The sequence below is a fragment of the Flavobacterium sp. HJSW_4 genome, assembly GCF_042436695.1.
Lineage (GTDB): Bacteria > Bacteroidota > Bacteroidia > Flavobacteriales > Flavobacteriaceae > Flavobacterium.
Window position 1 is genome coordinate 1 of sequence record NZ_JBHNPP010000001.1, and the last position, 15,749, is coordinate 15,749.

At 32.8% G+C, this 15,749-nt stretch carries 16 protein-coding genes and 3 tRNA genes; 12 read left to right on the plus strand and 7 right to left on the minus strand.

Annotated features, from left to right (window positions below; genetic code table 11):
• Positions 1 to 73 (plus strand) — tRNA-Lys (locus ACE01P_RS00005).
• A 43-nt stretch (positions 74 to 116) separates the two neighbouring features.
• Positions 117 to 199: transfer RNA gene (locus tag ACE01P_RS00010), tRNA-Leu, on the plus strand.
• Positions 200 to 328: 129 nt separating this feature from the next.
• On the opposite strand, the gene ACE01P_RS00015 is transcribed toward ACE01P_RS00010, so the two are convergent.
• Entirely contained in the window at positions 329 to 925 is a 597-nt protein-coding gene (locus tag ACE01P_RS00015; protein WP_379692726.1) for a hypothetical protein, read from the minus strand.
• 486 nt (positions 926 to 1,411) lie between these two features.
• Here ACE01P_RS00015 and ACE01P_RS00020 point away from each other — a divergent pair, with 486 nt between their 5' ends.
• The gene (locus ACE01P_RS00020; protein ID WP_379692728.1) at positions 1,412 to 2,554 is read left to right on the plus strand and encodes a DUF6438 domain-containing protein; all 1,143 of its coding nucleotides are present in this window, start codon (positions 1,412 to 1,414) and stop codon (positions 2,552 to 2,554) included.
• A gap of 159 nt (positions 2,555 to 2,713) precedes the next feature.
• A tRNA-Lys gene (locus ACE01P_RS00025) sits at positions 2,714 to 2,786 on the plus strand.
• Between the two features lie 67 nt (positions 2,787 to 2,853).
• On the opposite strand, the gene ACE01P_RS00030 is transcribed toward ACE01P_RS00025, so the two are convergent.
• The gene (locus tag ACE01P_RS00030) at positions 2,854 to 3,549 is read right to left on the minus strand and encodes a hypothetical protein (RefSeq protein ID WP_379692730.1); all 696 of its coding nucleotides are present in this window, start codon (positions 3,547 to 3,549) and stop codon (positions 2,854 to 2,856) included.
• Between the two features lie 224 nt (positions 3,550 to 3,773).
• Here ACE01P_RS00030 and ACE01P_RS00035 point away from each other — a divergent pair, with 224 nt between their 5' ends.
• The 7 genes from ACE01P_RS00035 (at position 3,774) to ACE01P_RS00065 (ending at position 10,506) form a co-directional block, all read left to right on the plus strand.
• A complete protein-coding gene (locus ACE01P_RS00035; RefSeq protein WP_379692732.1) occupies positions 3,774 to 4,274 on the plus strand; it encodes a tetratricopeptide repeat protein in 501 nt (166 codons plus the stop codon).
• 216 nt (positions 4,275 to 4,490) lie between these two features.
• Positions 4,491 to 5,390, plus strand: a complete 900-nt coding sequence (locus ACE01P_RS00040; protein WP_379692734.1) for a MerR family transcriptional regulator — start codon at positions 4,491 to 4,493, stop codon at positions 5,388 to 5,390.
• 39 nt (positions 5,391 to 5,429) lie between these two features.
• The gene (locus ACE01P_RS00045; RefSeq protein ID WP_379692736.1) at positions 5,430 to 6,896 is read left to right on the plus strand and encodes a phytoene desaturase family protein; all 1,467 of its coding nucleotides are present in this window, start codon (positions 5,430 to 5,432) and stop codon (positions 6,894 to 6,896) included.
• Between the two features lie 4 nt (positions 6,897 to 6,900).
• A complete protein-coding gene (locus ACE01P_RS00050; RefSeq protein WP_379692738.1) occupies positions 6,901 to 7,740 on the plus strand; it encodes a phytoene/squalene synthase family protein in 840 nt (279 codons plus the stop codon).
• 239 nt (positions 7,741 to 7,979) lie between these two features.
• Complete coding sequence (locus ACE01P_RS00055) at positions 7,980 to 8,420, plus strand: carotene hydroxylase (RefSeq protein WP_379692740.1); 441 nt, start codon at positions 7,980 to 7,982, stop codon at positions 8,418 to 8,420.
• A gap of 136 nt (positions 8,421 to 8,556) precedes the next feature.
• Positions 8,557 to 9,027 carry a hypothetical protein gene (locus ACE01P_RS00060; protein ID WP_379692742.1) on the plus strand — a complete coding sequence of 157 codons (471 nt, stop codon included), beginning with the start codon at positions 8,557 to 8,559 and terminating at the stop codon, positions 9,025 to 9,027.
• Between the two features lie 180 nt (positions 9,028 to 9,207).
• Positions 9,208 to 10,506 carry a cryptochrome/photolyase family protein gene (locus ACE01P_RS00065; RefSeq protein ID WP_379692744.1) on the plus strand — a complete coding sequence of 433 codons (1,299 nt, stop codon included), beginning with the start codon at positions 9,208 to 9,210 and terminating at the stop codon, positions 10,504 to 10,506.
• A gap of 342 nt (positions 10,507 to 10,848) precedes the next feature.
• Here the strand turns inward: ACE01P_RS00065 and ACE01P_RS00070 are convergent, their stop codons facing one another.
• Positions 10,849 to 12,153, minus strand: a complete 1,305-nt coding sequence (locus tag ACE01P_RS00070) for an ABC1 kinase family protein (protein WP_379692746.1) — start codon at positions 12,151 to 12,153, stop codon at positions 10,849 to 10,851.
• A complete protein-coding gene (locus ACE01P_RS00075; protein WP_379692748.1) occupies positions 12,153 to 12,812 on the minus strand; it encodes a TetR family transcriptional regulator C-terminal domain-containing protein in 660 nt (219 codons plus the stop codon). The genes ACE01P_RS00070 and ACE01P_RS00075 overlap by 1 nt, the downstream gene beginning before the upstream one ends.
• A gap of 98 nt (positions 12,813 to 12,910) precedes the next feature.
• On the opposite strand from ACE01P_RS00075, the gene ACE01P_RS00080 reads away from it, so the two are divergent.
• A complete protein-coding gene (locus ACE01P_RS00080; RefSeq protein ID WP_379692750.1) occupies positions 12,911 to 13,822 on the plus strand; it encodes a TIGR01777 family oxidoreductase in 912 nt (303 codons plus the stop codon).
• Positions 13,823 to 13,825: 3 nt separating this feature from the next.
• Here ACE01P_RS00080 and ACE01P_RS00085 read toward each other — a convergent pair whose 3' ends face one another.
• From ACE01P_RS00085 to ACE01P_RS00095, 3 genes are all read right to left on the minus strand, one after another.
• Positions 13,826 to 14,392: a YceI family protein gene (locus ACE01P_RS00085; protein WP_379692752.1), complete on the minus strand. Its 567-nt coding sequence runs from the start codon at positions 14,390 to 14,392 to the stop codon at positions 13,826 to 13,828.
• Between the two features lie 206 nt (positions 14,393 to 14,598).
• Positions 14,599 to 14,994 (minus strand): VOC family protein, encoded by a 396-nt coding sequence (locus ACE01P_RS00090; protein WP_379692754.1) that lies wholly within the window; start codon positions 14,992 to 14,994, stop codon positions 14,599 to 14,601.
• 40 nt (positions 14,995 to 15,034) lie between these two features.
• A complete protein-coding gene (locus ACE01P_RS00095) occupies positions 15,035 to 15,583 on the minus strand; it encodes an acyl-CoA thioesterase (RefSeq protein WP_095929541.1) in 549 nt (182 codons plus the stop codon).
• Positions 15,584 to 15,749: the final 166 nt, after the last annotated feature.

Consider the following 15,749-nt stretch of genomic DNA (forward strand, 5'->3'; position numbering starts at 1 on the left):
GACTCGATAGCTCAGTCGGTAGAGCACATCACTTTTAATGATGGGGTCCTGGGTTCGAGCCCCAGTCGGGTCACAAAAGGTCGGGTAATTTATTTTACTCGACCTTTTTCTTTTAAGGCCATGTGGAGAAACGGTAGACTCGCCATCTTGAGGGGGTGGTGCTCGCAAGGGCGTGAGGGTTCAAATCCCTCCATGGTCACTATAAGATTAAAAAGCCTGAGAATCTGCATTCTCAGGCTTTTTTTATGGTTCGAAAATTTAGAAGATTTTTTTCTAGCTTTGAAAGTATCATATTTAAATGAGATTGTGGCTCAAAGCCCATCATGGATTAATCCATGAGTTCAGATTCTAACAAATACAAATCTGAATCAATTCCATAGTTTTTCAATTGACCACATATTTTAAGTATTGAATAATTAAAAAAGTTATAGCTTTGAATGGTATTGTCGCCTTCTTTGTTCGAAAAGTAAATCCTTAAAACTCTTCTTTTGTCTTTAAACTTAATTATCGTTTTTAAATAACTATAGTCTTCATTATCATCTATATTAATCACATAGCGATATTTTTTAATTTCAGTTTGAAAATTATAAATTGTTTTTTCAAAACTTTCCCAGTTTTCTTGAAAAATTGATTCAGACTTTATGGAAACTTTAAAAAACATTCGTAAATCATTTTCTGTTAATTTGCTATTTTGCCAAAATCCAACAATTTCATTATCCGGAAGTTTTAATATTACTTCACCTCTTTTAAATCCTACTTCACGGATTGGTTTACCAAAATCAGAAAATTCTATAAGCCATTCAGTAATTTCTCCAAAGTCCGACATATATCTCATGTAATCTTCACCTAAATGACTCAATAAATCATACATAGATGATCCATTACATTCTTTTGGCATTGCAAACTGTATATATTTTTTTTTCATACGAAATAAAGTAAACTGAATTATGTGTTTGAATTCGAATTTCCAATAACTTTTATTTCCGCCTTGTGATGTTCGCCCTTTTCGACCACAATTAAATTAGCTATCCTTGACAAATTTTAGTATTTCTTGTTTTCAAAAATAGAATTTTTAACTCATGAAATTAGCAAATGCACTTTATATTTTTTTTGCACTTTCCTACTGCATCAATGTGAATTTCAACGGCACTACATATTTTAATTAATTAGCAAAAAAAACACTAATTAATAGTGACATCAACTTAGAATCACAATTTAGAAATCATTTAAACCCCTCAAATCCCCCATTAAGCGATTCGAATTCTGTCCCGTCAAGGTCACTTAAAGCGGAAATCTTTATAATTAAGATTTCCGCTTTTTTAGTTTTAAAACCTCTCCTTAAAAACTACTTCCAAAATCGATTATATTTACATTACTGTAAACCAAAAATTACAATAATCGAAATAAATATATGAAGCCGACACTCGTATTATACATCGCACTATTTTTTATTTTATACTCGTGCCAGACCAACAATGACAAAAAATTTGAAAAAGATATTCTTGGCGAATGGATCTATGTTAAAACAGATGACCAGCGAAAACCAAAGACACAAAACCCTAATATCCCACCTCCCCCTCCATTTGACTCACCTAAACAAGGGTATATCTTTTCAGAAAACAATATAGCGGAGTATAAATCTGGATACTTTAAAATGACTGAAGCAAAAGAATGGGACGACAGAAAGACCTATTTTTTAGGAACCACTACTAAATATAAAATCGAAAATGATAGTTTGAAAATTTTTGATTTACGAAGCAAAACTTGGGAAAATCAGAAAATAGAATCTATTATTGGAGATACATTAACAACAAAAGTAGAAGATAGCATTTTTGCAAAATACGCAAGGACGAAATACAAAATCAATCCTGATGAGAATTACGATCAAATTATAGTTTCATCTTCAGGTTGTTTTGGTTCTTGCCCTATTTTAGACATCAGTATTGAAAACAATGGCAACGTCTTATATTATGGCCAAGATTATAATACTCAAAATGGCTTTTTCGAATCTAAAATTACTAAAGCTCAATATAAAGAAATTCAAAATAGATTTAAGAAAGCTGACATAATGAATCTTAAAGACCATTATGAAGCAAACTGGACAGATGATCAAAGGGTTACCATAACATTCATTAAAAACAACAAAATTGTAAAATCGATTAGCGATTATGGAAGACAATCTCCTGAAGCTCTAATTTGGGCATCTATTCCTGTTCGATATTTATACCAACAAATAAAACTAACTCCTTTAAAAACAGAAGACCTTTTATTTCCGATATGGCGAATCAGTTTCAAAAAAGGAAATCAAATTTGTGATTTGACAAAATCGGAAAGCTATTATTTGTTTACCGAAATTTTCAAAGGCAAAGAAACAACTGACGCGTTTGAACACAAATATTATATCGAATTTTGGGACGATCAAGATAAAAAAGAAATAATTTATACTGACGGCAGATATTTCAAATTTAAAAACAAAACCATTGACATTGAATATAACTTCCTAACAGAAAACAACTTAATTAAAAATTTCAAACTAAAAGGCAAATACGATTAAAATCTATCCTAATTTTTATTTACTTAAAACAAGAAGTTTTATTCCACTATAAAACAACACCTTACCAGTTTTTCTAAATTTTATTTCAAAATTCATTCAAAAAAGACTTGCCAAGCTAAATAAAGTCCTTATATTTGCACCCTCATTGAAGAAATGAATGACTCGATAGCTCAGTCGGTAGAGCACATCACTTTTAATGATGGGGTCCTGGGTTCGAGCCCCAGTCGGGTCACAAAAGGTCAAGTAATTATTTTACTTGGCCTTTTTTGTTTTTAGGATATTTGAAAATAAAGAACCGATTAGAGATGCCCTTTTAATAATTTATTTTCATATAATAACTCCAGCTGACTTTCTCTCATATCTATCCCCATAATAAAGCCGAGCTTGTTTTGGTATGCAATATCTAGCAATTTTAAGAAAGATTCTGCCCGTTCATTATCTTCAAAATGCAAATTTTCTTTATCAAGATAAAGAAGTTCAACATCTTCATGTGTTATCCAATTTGCAATTCCCATTCTATCTTCAGACAAAAAATCATACGAATCGTCAAGTTCATCAATAATATTGGACGCCATTGTTTTGCTAGAAATAGTAAAATTTCGTGAAACTCCTCCTTTGCCTAATCCCAAATACGGATTATAGTCAGCGCAAGTCTTAAACAAATAATACTCCAAAAATTTACAAAACTCATAATGACCATCTAATCTGCTTAAAAAAGAATTCTGACTTTTATAGTCTGTAATTTTATCGAATTCATGATGAATCTTAAAAGTCTGATCCATTGATTTCGAAATTGAAATAATGTTTTGATTATTCTGCTCGATTAAACTGTTCAGTTTTTCATCAGACAAATGAGAAATCCCACCAGTAAGATAATGCTTTAAGAACTCCCGAATAGCTTCAGTCAAATCTCCAACTTCCCCTCTTAGCTGCGGAACCACTTCTTTATAGAATTTCTTATCATCAAATAAATGCAAACTACACCAATATCCCATATTAATTCATTTTCTAACGAATGTATAAATAATTTCCCTCTACTTGTTTTCCATTCAAATTTTAAAGTAAAAAGAAACAAAAAATAGCTCTTGACTATTTATATGCTAGCCTATTTTTTTAATTAAATTTTCCATCCATTATTTTAAAAAGAAATCTTTCTAGAAAACAAAACTTTCTTAAATTCGTTCACAAATAATTAAACCACTAATCCCAAATTAGTATTATGAAAAACCTACTATTAGCATCATTTATGATGATGACTTGCTCTATCTGGGCACAATCTGCAACGGGCTATTTCGACAAAGCCATGAAAAAAGCTGAAGCCGGAAACACTAAAGGCGCAATCGCCGACTACACCAAAGCTATCAGCATGAATTCTAAATTTGTTGAAGCTTACCAAAACCGTGGCGTTGCAAAATTCAAACTAAATGACCTGAAAGGCGCTCAAGCTGACTTTAGCAAAACAATCGAACTTGACGACATGAATGCAGATGCTTACACAGGCAGAGCCAATGTTAACTACAAATTGCTAAACTACCAAGGAACAATTGACGATTGCACAGCTTCTTTAGGCTTAAATCCGAAAGATTATGTTGCTTACAATTTAAGAGGTTTAGCTTACAATAAAATCGGAGACAAGAAAAATTGTTGCAAAGATTTTACAAAAGCAATCGAATTAGGAAGTCAGAGCGCTGCAAAAAATAGAGCTACTTTCTGCAAATAATAAAAAACTAAAAAAATAAGAACAGTCTGTCAAGATTTTTAATCTTCAGGCTGTTTTCTTTTTTATCAAAGTAATATATTTCTTAGAAAATAAATACCTGTTTTTAGGTAAAAAATATATTCTAAATACGTAAACCTCTAATTCTCTATCTTTTTAATTTAGTTTTAATGTCGAATCTAAGATTTTATTTTACATTTGTTGACTTAATCGCGAAAAATGATAAACAATATTAAAACTGTTTTCAGCATTAAAGATCTTGAGAACTTATCTGGAATAAAAGCGCATACCATACGCATCTGGGAAAAGAGATACAACATCCTTGAACCGATGCGAACCGATACCAATATCAGATTTTACAATCTTCAGAACCTACAGAAACTTTTAAACATTACGTTACTGCACGAATACGGATATAAGATTTCTAAAATTGCAACTTATCCTGAAGAAAAAATACCGCAACTGGTACGCGAAATAATTTCGAAGAAAAACTCTCAAAACTACGCCATCACTTCTTTTAAAATGGCGATGATGAACTTTGACCAAGAATTATTCTTCAATACATTCGATTGGCTTATTACTGAAAAAACGTTTAAAGAAGTTTTTAAAGATCATTTTTTACCTCTTTTAAAAGAGTTGGGATTACTATGGCAGTCTGAAACAATCACTCCTGCGAATGAACATTTTATGAGTCATTTAATCAAGCAGAAGATATTGATTTATACAGAAAGTCTTCAAATTAGAAAACCAATCAAAACCGATCGAATTTTTGTTTTATCACTTCCGTTAAACGAAATTCATCAAATCGGATTATTATATCTGCAATATGAAATTTTAGATAAAGGATACAAAACCATTTATCTAGGAGAAAGCATGCCTATTGAAAACTTACAGGATTTAACCAAACATTTTGAGAACATTACGTTTATTTCATTCATGACTGTTCAGCCGGACAGAAGCGTAATTAATCAATATGTAAAATCTATGGGACAGAAATTATTGCAGAAAAATAATGAAATCTGGCTTATGGGTAAAATGGTTGAATACATAGATGAAAAAATCTTAACAGACAGAATTCGAGTTTTTGATTCGATGGAAGAAACTATTAACATGCTTTAATTTATATTTGTTTAAGTTTTTCTTATATTTGTTAAACAAATGAGAAAAACTATCCAAATAATAGGCTCAGGCTTCTCTTCTTTAGCGGCCGCATGCTACCTTGCTCAACAAGGAAATAACGTTACCGTTTACGAAAAAAACAGTACAATTGGCGGGCGCGCAAGACAATTCAAAGAAGATGGTTTTACTTTTGACATGGGTCCAAGCTGGTACTGGATGCCAGATGTTTTTGAACGCTTTTTTCAAGATTTCAATAAAAAACCTTCCGATTATTATGAACTGATAAAATTAAATCCAGCCTATCGGGTTTATTTTGGAATGGATGATTTTATCAGCATTTACGATAATTTGGAAGAAATAAAATATACTTTCGAAACCATCGAAAAAGGAAGCGGTCAAAAGCTGCAAAACTTTATTGATCAAGCCAAAAGCAATTATGATATTGCAATCAAGGATTTGGTTTATCGCCCAGGAGTTTCTCCGTTAGAATTAATTACAAAAGAAACTGCATTAAAACTCAATCAGTTTTTTAAGAATGTAAGTTCTGATATTCGGAAAAATTTCAAGAATGAAAGATTAATTCAGATTCTTGAATTCCCAGTTTTATTTCTTGGAGCAAAACCAACTAAAACGCCTTCGTTTTATAATTTTATGAATTATGCCGATTTCGGTTTAGGAACTTGGCATCCTAAAACCGGAATGTTTGATATCATTCGAGGAATCGAAAAATTGGCTTTAGAACTTGGCGTTACCATTCAAACCAATTCAGCAATTGATAAAATAATTGTCGAAAATAAAACTGCAAAAGGAATTGTTATTAATGGCGAAATCTTAAAAGCAGATATTGTTTTAAGCGGTGCCGATTATCATCATTCTGAAACTTTACTCGAAAAAGAACACCGAATGTATTCTGAAAAATATTGGGAAAGCAGAGTTTTCGCTCCATCTTCTCTCCTATTTTTTGTGGGTTTCGATAAAAAAATAGAAAATATTTCGCATCACGCTTTATTTTTTGATGTCGATTTCAATCAGCATGCTGCCGATATTTACGACAATCCAAAATGGCCGAATGCTCCGTTATTCTACGCCAATTTCCCATCTAAAACAGATGCGACCGCAGCTCCAGACGGAATGGAATCTGGATTTTTCTTAATTCCGCTTGCGCCTGGAATCGAAGATAACGAAACCTTACGGGAAGAATATTTCGAAAAGATAATCACTCGTTTTGAAGAACTTACACAGCAAAAGATAAAAAATAGCATTATCTTTAAGAGATCATTTTGCAAAAATGACTTTGTAGCCGATTATAACGCCTACAAAGGAAATGCTTACGGAATGGCCAATACGCTATTGCAAACGGCTTTTTTAAGACCAAAATTAAAAAGCAAAAAAGTCAAGAATCTATATTTCACAGGACAATTAACCGTTCCTGGCCCAGGTGTTCCGCCTGCTTTAATTTCAGGAAAACTCGCAGCTGAATTAATTCAAAAATCTTTTAGATCTTAAAAAAATGAAATCACTATTCGACGCCGTTTCTTTCAAATGCAGCAAACTGGTAACCAAAAATTACAGTACTTCATTTTCGCTCGCCGTAAAAATGCTTTCGCCAAGCATTCGCGATGCCATTTACAGCATTTACGGATTTGTTCGTTTTGCTGACGAAATTGTAGATTCATTTCACGATTATGAAAAAGAATATCTTATCGAAGATTTCGAAAAAGAATATTACAAAGCAATGCAATTGGGCATCAGTTTAAACCCGATTTTGAATTCGTTTCAACACACTGTAAAAGAATATAATATCACCGACGATCTAGTTCAGGCTTTTCTAAAAAGCATGAAAATGGATCTGATAAAATCGAATTATCAGACTCAAACCGAATACATCGATTACATCTACGGTTCTGCCGATGTTGTAGGTTTAATGTGTTTGAAAGTTTTTGTTTCTGGAAAAGAACATAAATACGAACAACTAAAAAACGAGGCGATGCGTTTGGGTTCTGCTTTTCAGAAAGTAAATTTCTTGAGAGATTTAAAAGACGATAACACGATCTTAAACCGAACTTATTTTCCGGGCATCAATCTGAATAATTTCAACGAAGATTCAAAAAACCAAATCATAAAAGAAATTGAAGAAGATTTTAGAATTGCCTATCAAGGAATTGTAAAATTGCCAATCGAAGCCAAATTCGGAGTTTACACCGCTTATGTTTACTATAGAAAATTGCTTCAAAAGCTAAAAAATACGCCTTATTACGAAATTGGAAACTCCAGAATTCGGGTTTCTAATTACACAAAAGCAGGACTTTTGGCGCAGTCTTTTGTGACGTATAAATTGAAATTGGTATAGCACACAGTTTGTCATTAAAGTCCAGTTTGTCATTTCGACGAAGGAGAAATCTCCGCGAGAAGCTCGACAAAGATTGGAATTTCGTTGAGGAGTTACTTACGGAGATTTCTCCTTCGTCGAAATGACAAGATTGGGTGAATTTCGAACAAAACAAAAACCATTTGAGTCAATCTTTTATAATTTAAAAGCTAAACTCAAAACCAATAAAACGATAATTTTAAAACCTCAACATTTATAAAATGATTTCTTTTTTAATCTTTTTAGGCGTTTTTCTTTTCATGGAATGTGTGACGTGGCTGACGCACAAATACGTCATGCACGGATTTATGTGGTATTTTCACACCGATCATCACCAGCCGAAATACGAAAATACCTTTGAGCGCAACGATATTTTCTTCGTCATTTTTGCCACTCCGAGTATTATTTTATTCTACTTTGGCGTTCAGGGCGGATTCAATTATTTGTTTTTCATTGCCTGCGGAATCACACTTTACGGCGCTTGTTATTTTTTAATTCACGATGTCTTGATTCATCAGCGATTTAAATGGTTTAAAAACACCAAAAACAAATACCTCATCGGACTCCGTAAAGCCCATAAAATACACCACAAACACCTCAACAAAGAAAAAGGAGAATGTTTCGGAATGTTGTTCGTACCATTCAAATATTATAAAATGTAAAATATTTTGGGCGTTTCCGCCGCGGCGGATCGAGTGTTCCGTTCCCGCTTTTTTATGTCAGGCAAAAAAAGCCTGCCACAAAAAGAGCTCCACTTCACCCCCTAACGCTCACGTATTTCAAGAAAGATTTGTGATTATGAAATTATATAAGATAGTTACCGTACAAAATATCAATGCAAGCGTAGAAGATTGCTGGGATTTTTTCTCGAGTCCGAAAAACCTCCAAACCATTACGCTCGACAATATGAATTTTCAAATTCAAGATTACGACGGAAAGCGTATGTATCAAGGACAAATCATCACTTACACTTTAAAACCACTTCTCGGAATCAAAGTTTCTTGGGTAACCGAAATTACAGCCTGCAAAGAAAACGAGTATTTTGTAGACATTCAGCAATTCGGACCTTATAAAATTTGGCATCATAAACATTTCTTCGAACCAACACCAGACGGCGGAACCAAAATGACTGACATTGTTCATTACGCTTTACCTTTCGGAATACTCGGAAGAATCATGAACCGTTTAGTTGTAAAAAATAAACTCAAAAGTATTTTTGATTATAGATTCAATAAAATCAACGAATTATTTAATTCTAAAAAAGCTTAAAAATTTTAAACACATAGAATCATAGAAATTAAATTAAGTAAAAAAAGACGTTTCACTCACATAAATACACATAGCTTAAATACACAAACAGCTATGTGTTAGAAACTAGTTTCTTTCTTTTCCCTTTTTTAAACAAAATAAAATCTATGTTTCTATGTGTTTAAAAAATAAAACCAACCAATGACAAAACAAAAAGTTACTTTATTCTGGTTTAGACGTGATTTGCGTTTAGAAGACAATACAGGATTATTTCACGCCTTACAATCTGATTTTCTTGTAATTCCTTTATTCATTTTCGACGATGATATTTTAGAACACCTTCCAAAAAACGATGCCAGAGTAACTTTCATTTACGATTCTTTAGAAAAAATAAATTCAGAATTAAGCAAATTAGATTCTTCTATTCTAATTAAAAAAGGAAAAACTAAAGAAGTTTGGAAATCGCTTATTGAAGAATTTGACATTCAGAACGTTTTCTTCAACAAAGATTACGAACCGTTTGCTATTAAACGAGATACTGCAATTTCATCTTTATTAAAAGAAAATAATATCGAATCTTTCTCTTTTAAAGATCACGTAATCTTCGAAGAAAAAGAAATCACAAAAGCTGACGGACTTCCCTATACGGTTTACACACCTTATAAAAACAAATGGCTGGAGAAATATCATCTTTCAGGATCTGCTCCAGAATATGATTCGACTCCATTTCAATCTAATTTTGCGAAAAACAAATTCAAATTTCCCGAATTAGCAGAAATCGGTTTTGAAAGAAGTTCTATAAAGGTTCTTCCGCACAACTTAACACAAATTGCTAATTATAAAGAAACTCGAGATTTTCCGGCTTTAGACAGCACTTCTTATCTTTCTCCACATTTACGTTTTGGAACGGTAAGCATTCGAAAATTAGTAAACTGGGCGAACAAAAAAAATCAGACTTTTTTAAGCGAATTAATCTGGAGAGAATTCTTTATTCAGATTCTATTTAGCTTTCCAAATTGTGTAAATCATAATTTCAAATCCAATTACGACGGAATTCAATGGCGAAATAACGAAGAAGATTTCAAGCGCTGGTGTTCTGGCACAACTGGATATCCAATGGTTGATGCTGGAATGCGCCAATTAAACGAAACCGGATATATGCACAATCGTGTGCGTATGGTTGTGGCAAGTTTCCTCTGCAAACATTTACTCATCAATTGGCAATGGGGTGAAGCGTATTTCGCAGAAAAACTTTTGGATTTTGAATTGGCTTCCAACGTAGGAAACTGGCAATGGGCAGCGGGAACAGGTTGCGATGCCGCGCCTTATTTCAGAGTTTTCAATCCCGAAATTCAACAAAAGAAATTTGACGAAAAAGGAGAATATATTAGAAAATGGATTCCTGAATTTGATTTTGGTTATAATGAACCAATGGTTGATCACGCTTTTGCAAGAGATCGTGCGATTGCGACTTATAAGAAGGGAATTATTGCTAAATAAATTCCAATTTAAAAATTCCAAATTCCAAACTTTACGCACAATCTTGTCATCCCGAGGAACGAGGGATCTCCACAAGTAGCTCCATAAAGTATGTCTCAATCTGTGTCGAGCTACTTGTGGAGATTTCTCCTTCGTCGAAATGACAAACTTTATGAGTAATATTTTTGTCCTCCTGAGCGAAGTCGAAGGACCGCATGCTGCATCCATACTTTGTGTCCTCACTTTGCGACCCTTCGACTTCGCTCAGGAAGACATACTAGATTTAATATGAAACAAAAAAATCCAAATTCCAATCAAGTTAAACATTGGAATTTGGATTTTAAAATATTGAAATTTAAAACTTTAATATTTCAAATAATTATCCACCACAATTTTTGCTTTCAAATCAAACATTAAATTGTACAAACCAAAGAAAGTACGATTCATGTAAATAAAGTGCTTAGAACCGCGATTTCCGTTCATTTTTTTCAGGTTTGTATCTTCTGAGAAACGTTTTCCTAATTCGGCAATTGCGTTGAAGAATTTTTCATCCGCAAAATCGAAAGTGTCGTTTTGGAAAGGTTTCGTGAAAAGAGATAATAAATCATGAAACATTTCGGTAAAATATTCAATTTCTGCTGGCGTATCGTCTTGACGAAGAATTTCTAATTCGAATAATTTTTCATTGAAAAGCTTTTTATCTGTAATGACATTTTTATTGATCAATTCGAAATACGGCGTATAAAAATCCTCTGGAATTTGTTTCATACAACCAAAGTCTAAAGCAATCAATTGGTTTTTATCATCAACCAAAAAATTGCCTGGATGCGGATCTGCGTGTACTTTTCTCAAAACATGAATTTGATACATGTAGAAATCCCAAAGCGCTTGACCTAATTTATCTCCAGCTTCTTGATCGGTATTCTTGGCTGTAAATTCAGAAAGGTGAATTCCCGTCATCCAATCCATTGTAATGATTTTCTCTGACGAAAACTCCGGATAATAATTCGGGAAAGTGATGTTTTCAATCTTACTGCAAGCTTCAACAACTTCTTGGCTTTGTTTCAATTCTAACAAATAGTTAGTTTCTTCAATCAGTTTGTCTTCAACTTCTTTAAAATATTTATCAGAATCTTTTCCTTGTAGATTAAACATTCGAATCGCAATTGGTTTAACCAAAGCCAAATCTGACGAAATACTATTGGCAACTCCAGGATATTGAATTTTAACCGCTAGTTTTTTATCATTTTTCTTTGCCAAATGCACTTGACCAATACTTGCTGCATTGACAGAATTCGGATTGAATTCGTCGAAAATCTCATATGGCGTTTTTCCAAAATTGCTTTTGAAAGTTTTTAAAACCAAAGGAGCAGAAAGTGGCGGAACAGAAAACTGCGATAAAGAAAATTTTTCCACATAAGCTTGAGGCAGAAAATTCTTGTCCATACTCAACATTTGAGCCACTTTTAAGGCACTTCCTTTTAAGCTTTTTAGTCCGTCATAAATATCTTCTGCATTGTTTTCGTTCAATTTATCACGAGTCAAATCTGGGTTTACCATTTTTTCGGCGTAATGCTTTACGTAGTTTACACCGATTTTAGCACCCGTTTGAACCAATTTTCCCGCTCTTTCAATTTTTGAAGTTGGGATATAATCTATCGTTTTCATTATCTGCTGTGTACTTTTTCTTTAAACAAAAATTTTCCAAAATCAATCAGATGATTCATTGGCGCAACATTCATTAATTCGAATGAAGCGTTAACCGACTTTTCGATAAAAATATCGGTTTTCTCAAAAGCAGGAGATTCATCTTCCATCCAGAATTTAATGGTCATCATTAATTGCAACCAAGAAGATTCTTGAATCGCTTTTTCCTGAAATTTTTGAAATCTTTCTTGTTCTAATCTGTAATCATCCGTTAAGATTTCGGCAACATAATCTTTAAAACTATTTCGAAGCGTTGTCAACTGAACTAAATTCTTAATCGGATTTCTATCTATTTTAAGTGATTGTAAAACATAGCTTCTGTTTGCTGTCAGGATTTCGAAGAAAGTAAAATAAAAACTCAGCATTTTATTCTTCATGTCATATCCTTGATATTCTTCATTTTTGTGAAGAAGATTCACAGTGTTTTCAAAAAACAGTCGGAATATTTCTTTTTCTAAACCTTCTAATGTTCCGAAGAAAGCATAAAACTCAGCTTCAGTAAAATCATTTTCTTTGGCAAAATGATAAACCGATTTTGGTTTTTGACCTTTTTCTAGAACTTCTTCCATATATTTTGAAACGATATCATCTTTGGTAATTACCTTTTTTTTAGTCGTCATTTTATTAAAATTTAGAATTTGCCATAAAGGTAAACATTGTTTAAGTACCTTTACTTATCATTAAACACAATACTCTGTTAAATATATTATAAACTATTATGGCTCAAAATGTTCTATTAACTGGCGGAACTGGTTTCATCGGAAAACATTTGACTGATGTTCTGATCGAAGCTGGCTTTTCTGTATCTATTTTGAGTCGTTCTGATAAAGAAGATACGCCAAGAGTTACTTATTACAAATGGGATCCGAAGAAAAACTATATTGACAAAAATGCGATTCTCAATGCCGATTACATTATTCATCTTGCTGGCGAAGGAATAGTCGAAAAAAGATGGACCAAAAGACGTAAAAGAGCCATTGTTGAAAGTCGCGTTTGTCCAGTAGAAATGATTTATTCTATTTTAGAAAAAAACAATAAAAAACTAGACGCATTTGTTTCTGCTTCTGGAATTGGAGTTTATGGAGCTGTTACTAGCCATAAAATCTTCACGGAAAATACGCCTCCAGCCGATGATTTTTTAGGCACTACTTGTCAGAAATGGGAAAGTGCTGCAGATAAAATTGGTTCTTTAGGTATTCGAACAGTCAAAATTAGAACTGGAATTGTTTTGGGTAAAAATGAAGGTTTCTTAAAAAAAATGATTCCTACGTTTAAATCTGGTTTTGGAGCTGTTTTGGGTTCGGGCAAACAATATCTCCCTTGGATTCATATTGAAGATTTGTGCCAAATCTATTTAAAAAGCATTGAAGACACCAAACTCGAAGGCGCCTACAATGCTTGTGTAACAGACAATACAACAAATGCTCGGTTTTCTAAAACCCTAGCTAAATTGTACGATTATAGTATATGGTTGCCAAAAGTTCCTCCATTTTTCCTAAAAATTCTTTTAGGCGAAATGAGCATTGCTGTCTTAACAGGAACACGTGTTTCTTCAGAAAAAATTCAGGAAACTGGTTTTAAGTTTCAATTTACCGATTTAGAAAAAACGCTTATAAATTGCATCAAATAACTTTTATTTCAGCGTAAGCATCGCTTCATCGCTACGCACTACACCCGTCAGTTCTGTGTTGGCCGTTTTTCCAATTTTCCCAGCAATCGTATTTGGAATATGAATATTAAAATCGGATACCTCGATTGGAAAATCGGAGATAACTTGAATTCCTTCTGGAACCCTTTTAATTAAAGCATTCACAATAATTTCCTTCGACTTTCCGCGCAAATTAAGTTTGCCTTTTATCTGATATTGTCTTTCAACTTCATTAACATTTTTCAAATCAAATTTTTCAATCTTTCCTTTAAAAATGGCTTTAGGATAACGATTGCTTTCCATGTAATTTTCATTGAAATGCTCTTGCATGAGATCCAATTTAAAACGAAAATCTTTGATGATAACAGTACAGATAAAAGTACTTGTTTTAGGCTCTAAAAGTATAGCAACTTGTCTATTTACGGCTCTGACTTCTTCGAACAAAGGAACAGACGCTTCAAAGTTTATTGTCCCTGTATTTGTGAAAAATTTGTCTTGGGCAATGACAGATAAAGCGGTAAAAAGTAAAAATAATAAAGTAGTTGTTTTCATAATCGTCTGCATTTGAACAATTATGTCATTCTATTTTTTCTGGCTAAAAGAAAACAAAAAACAGATTCTGATAAATCTGAAAAAACGAACGGCAGTACCCAGTGAAAAAAATTCCGTAACCCAATAATTACACTTAAAGTTACGGAATTTTTGCTTGCAAAGTTTTAGAACTTATGCTAAATATTTGTGAATGTTTTTGTTGCAAACTAACCTTTCACTTCTGTGCAAATCTCAATCAAAAAACCATTTAAATCTCTTGCATACGCAACAATTTGTCCCCATGGTTTTTCTACCGGTTCAGAAACGATAACTGCACCAAAAGAAGTCGCTTTTTGTAAAACTTCAGGCACGTTCTCAGTTATAAAACCGATTTCTATTGCAAAAGGTTTGTCTTCTAAACTGCTTTCAACAAAACCATCAGGCAGATTTTTTGCCGCTAATTTTTTTGAAGCAAACGAAAGTGCCGTTTCTCCTGTAATTAATTCGCCGTAATCATTATCTGGCGAAACAAATTTTCTCGAAAAACCGAATGCGTTTTCATAAAACGAAACAGATTCTTCGACATTTTCAACGTATAAAATAGTATATCCGAACTTGACCATATTTTCTAATATTTAATGTATTAAATAAATATAAGAAAATTTAGCTAATTTCTAAAAGAACATTATACTTTTCTAGACTTGCCAAATCTTCGATTGAATTGATATTGGCTAACTTTTCGTGTTCTTCAACTTCTTTTCTAACTTCGATATGTTTTATCGCTTTTCTAAAACGGCGCACTTCCTGCAAATTTGACAAAATCAAGCCTGGAACCTGAACGCTTTTTCCTTCTTTATCTTTGGCAACCATTGTAAAATAAGATGAATTACAATGTTTGATAACTCCTGTCTGAATGTTTTCTGCTTCTACACGAATTCCGACCACCATAGAACTTCTTCCGACATAATTTACAGAAGCTTTCATCGTTACTAATTCACCAACTTCAATTGGTTTAAGAAAGTTTACCGTATCTACAGAAGCCGTTACGCAATAATTTCCGCTAAATTTTGATGCCGATGCAAAAGCAATCTGATCTAATAATTGTAAAATATATCCTCCGTGAATTTTCCCGCTAAAGTTGGTATGCGAAGGCAGCATTAATTCTGATATACTAACTTTTGATGATGAAACGGGTTTGAAATCTGTACTCATGTTTTTGTTTTTGGTATTTTTTGATTAGTTGTGTTCTTCTTTTTTTTTAAACACATAGAAACATAGATTTTGGTTTTCTTGAAAAGAACTTAGAAAGAAACTAGTTTCTAACACATAGCTATGTCTGTGTATTTAGCTATGTGTATTTATGTGAGTGACGCCTTTT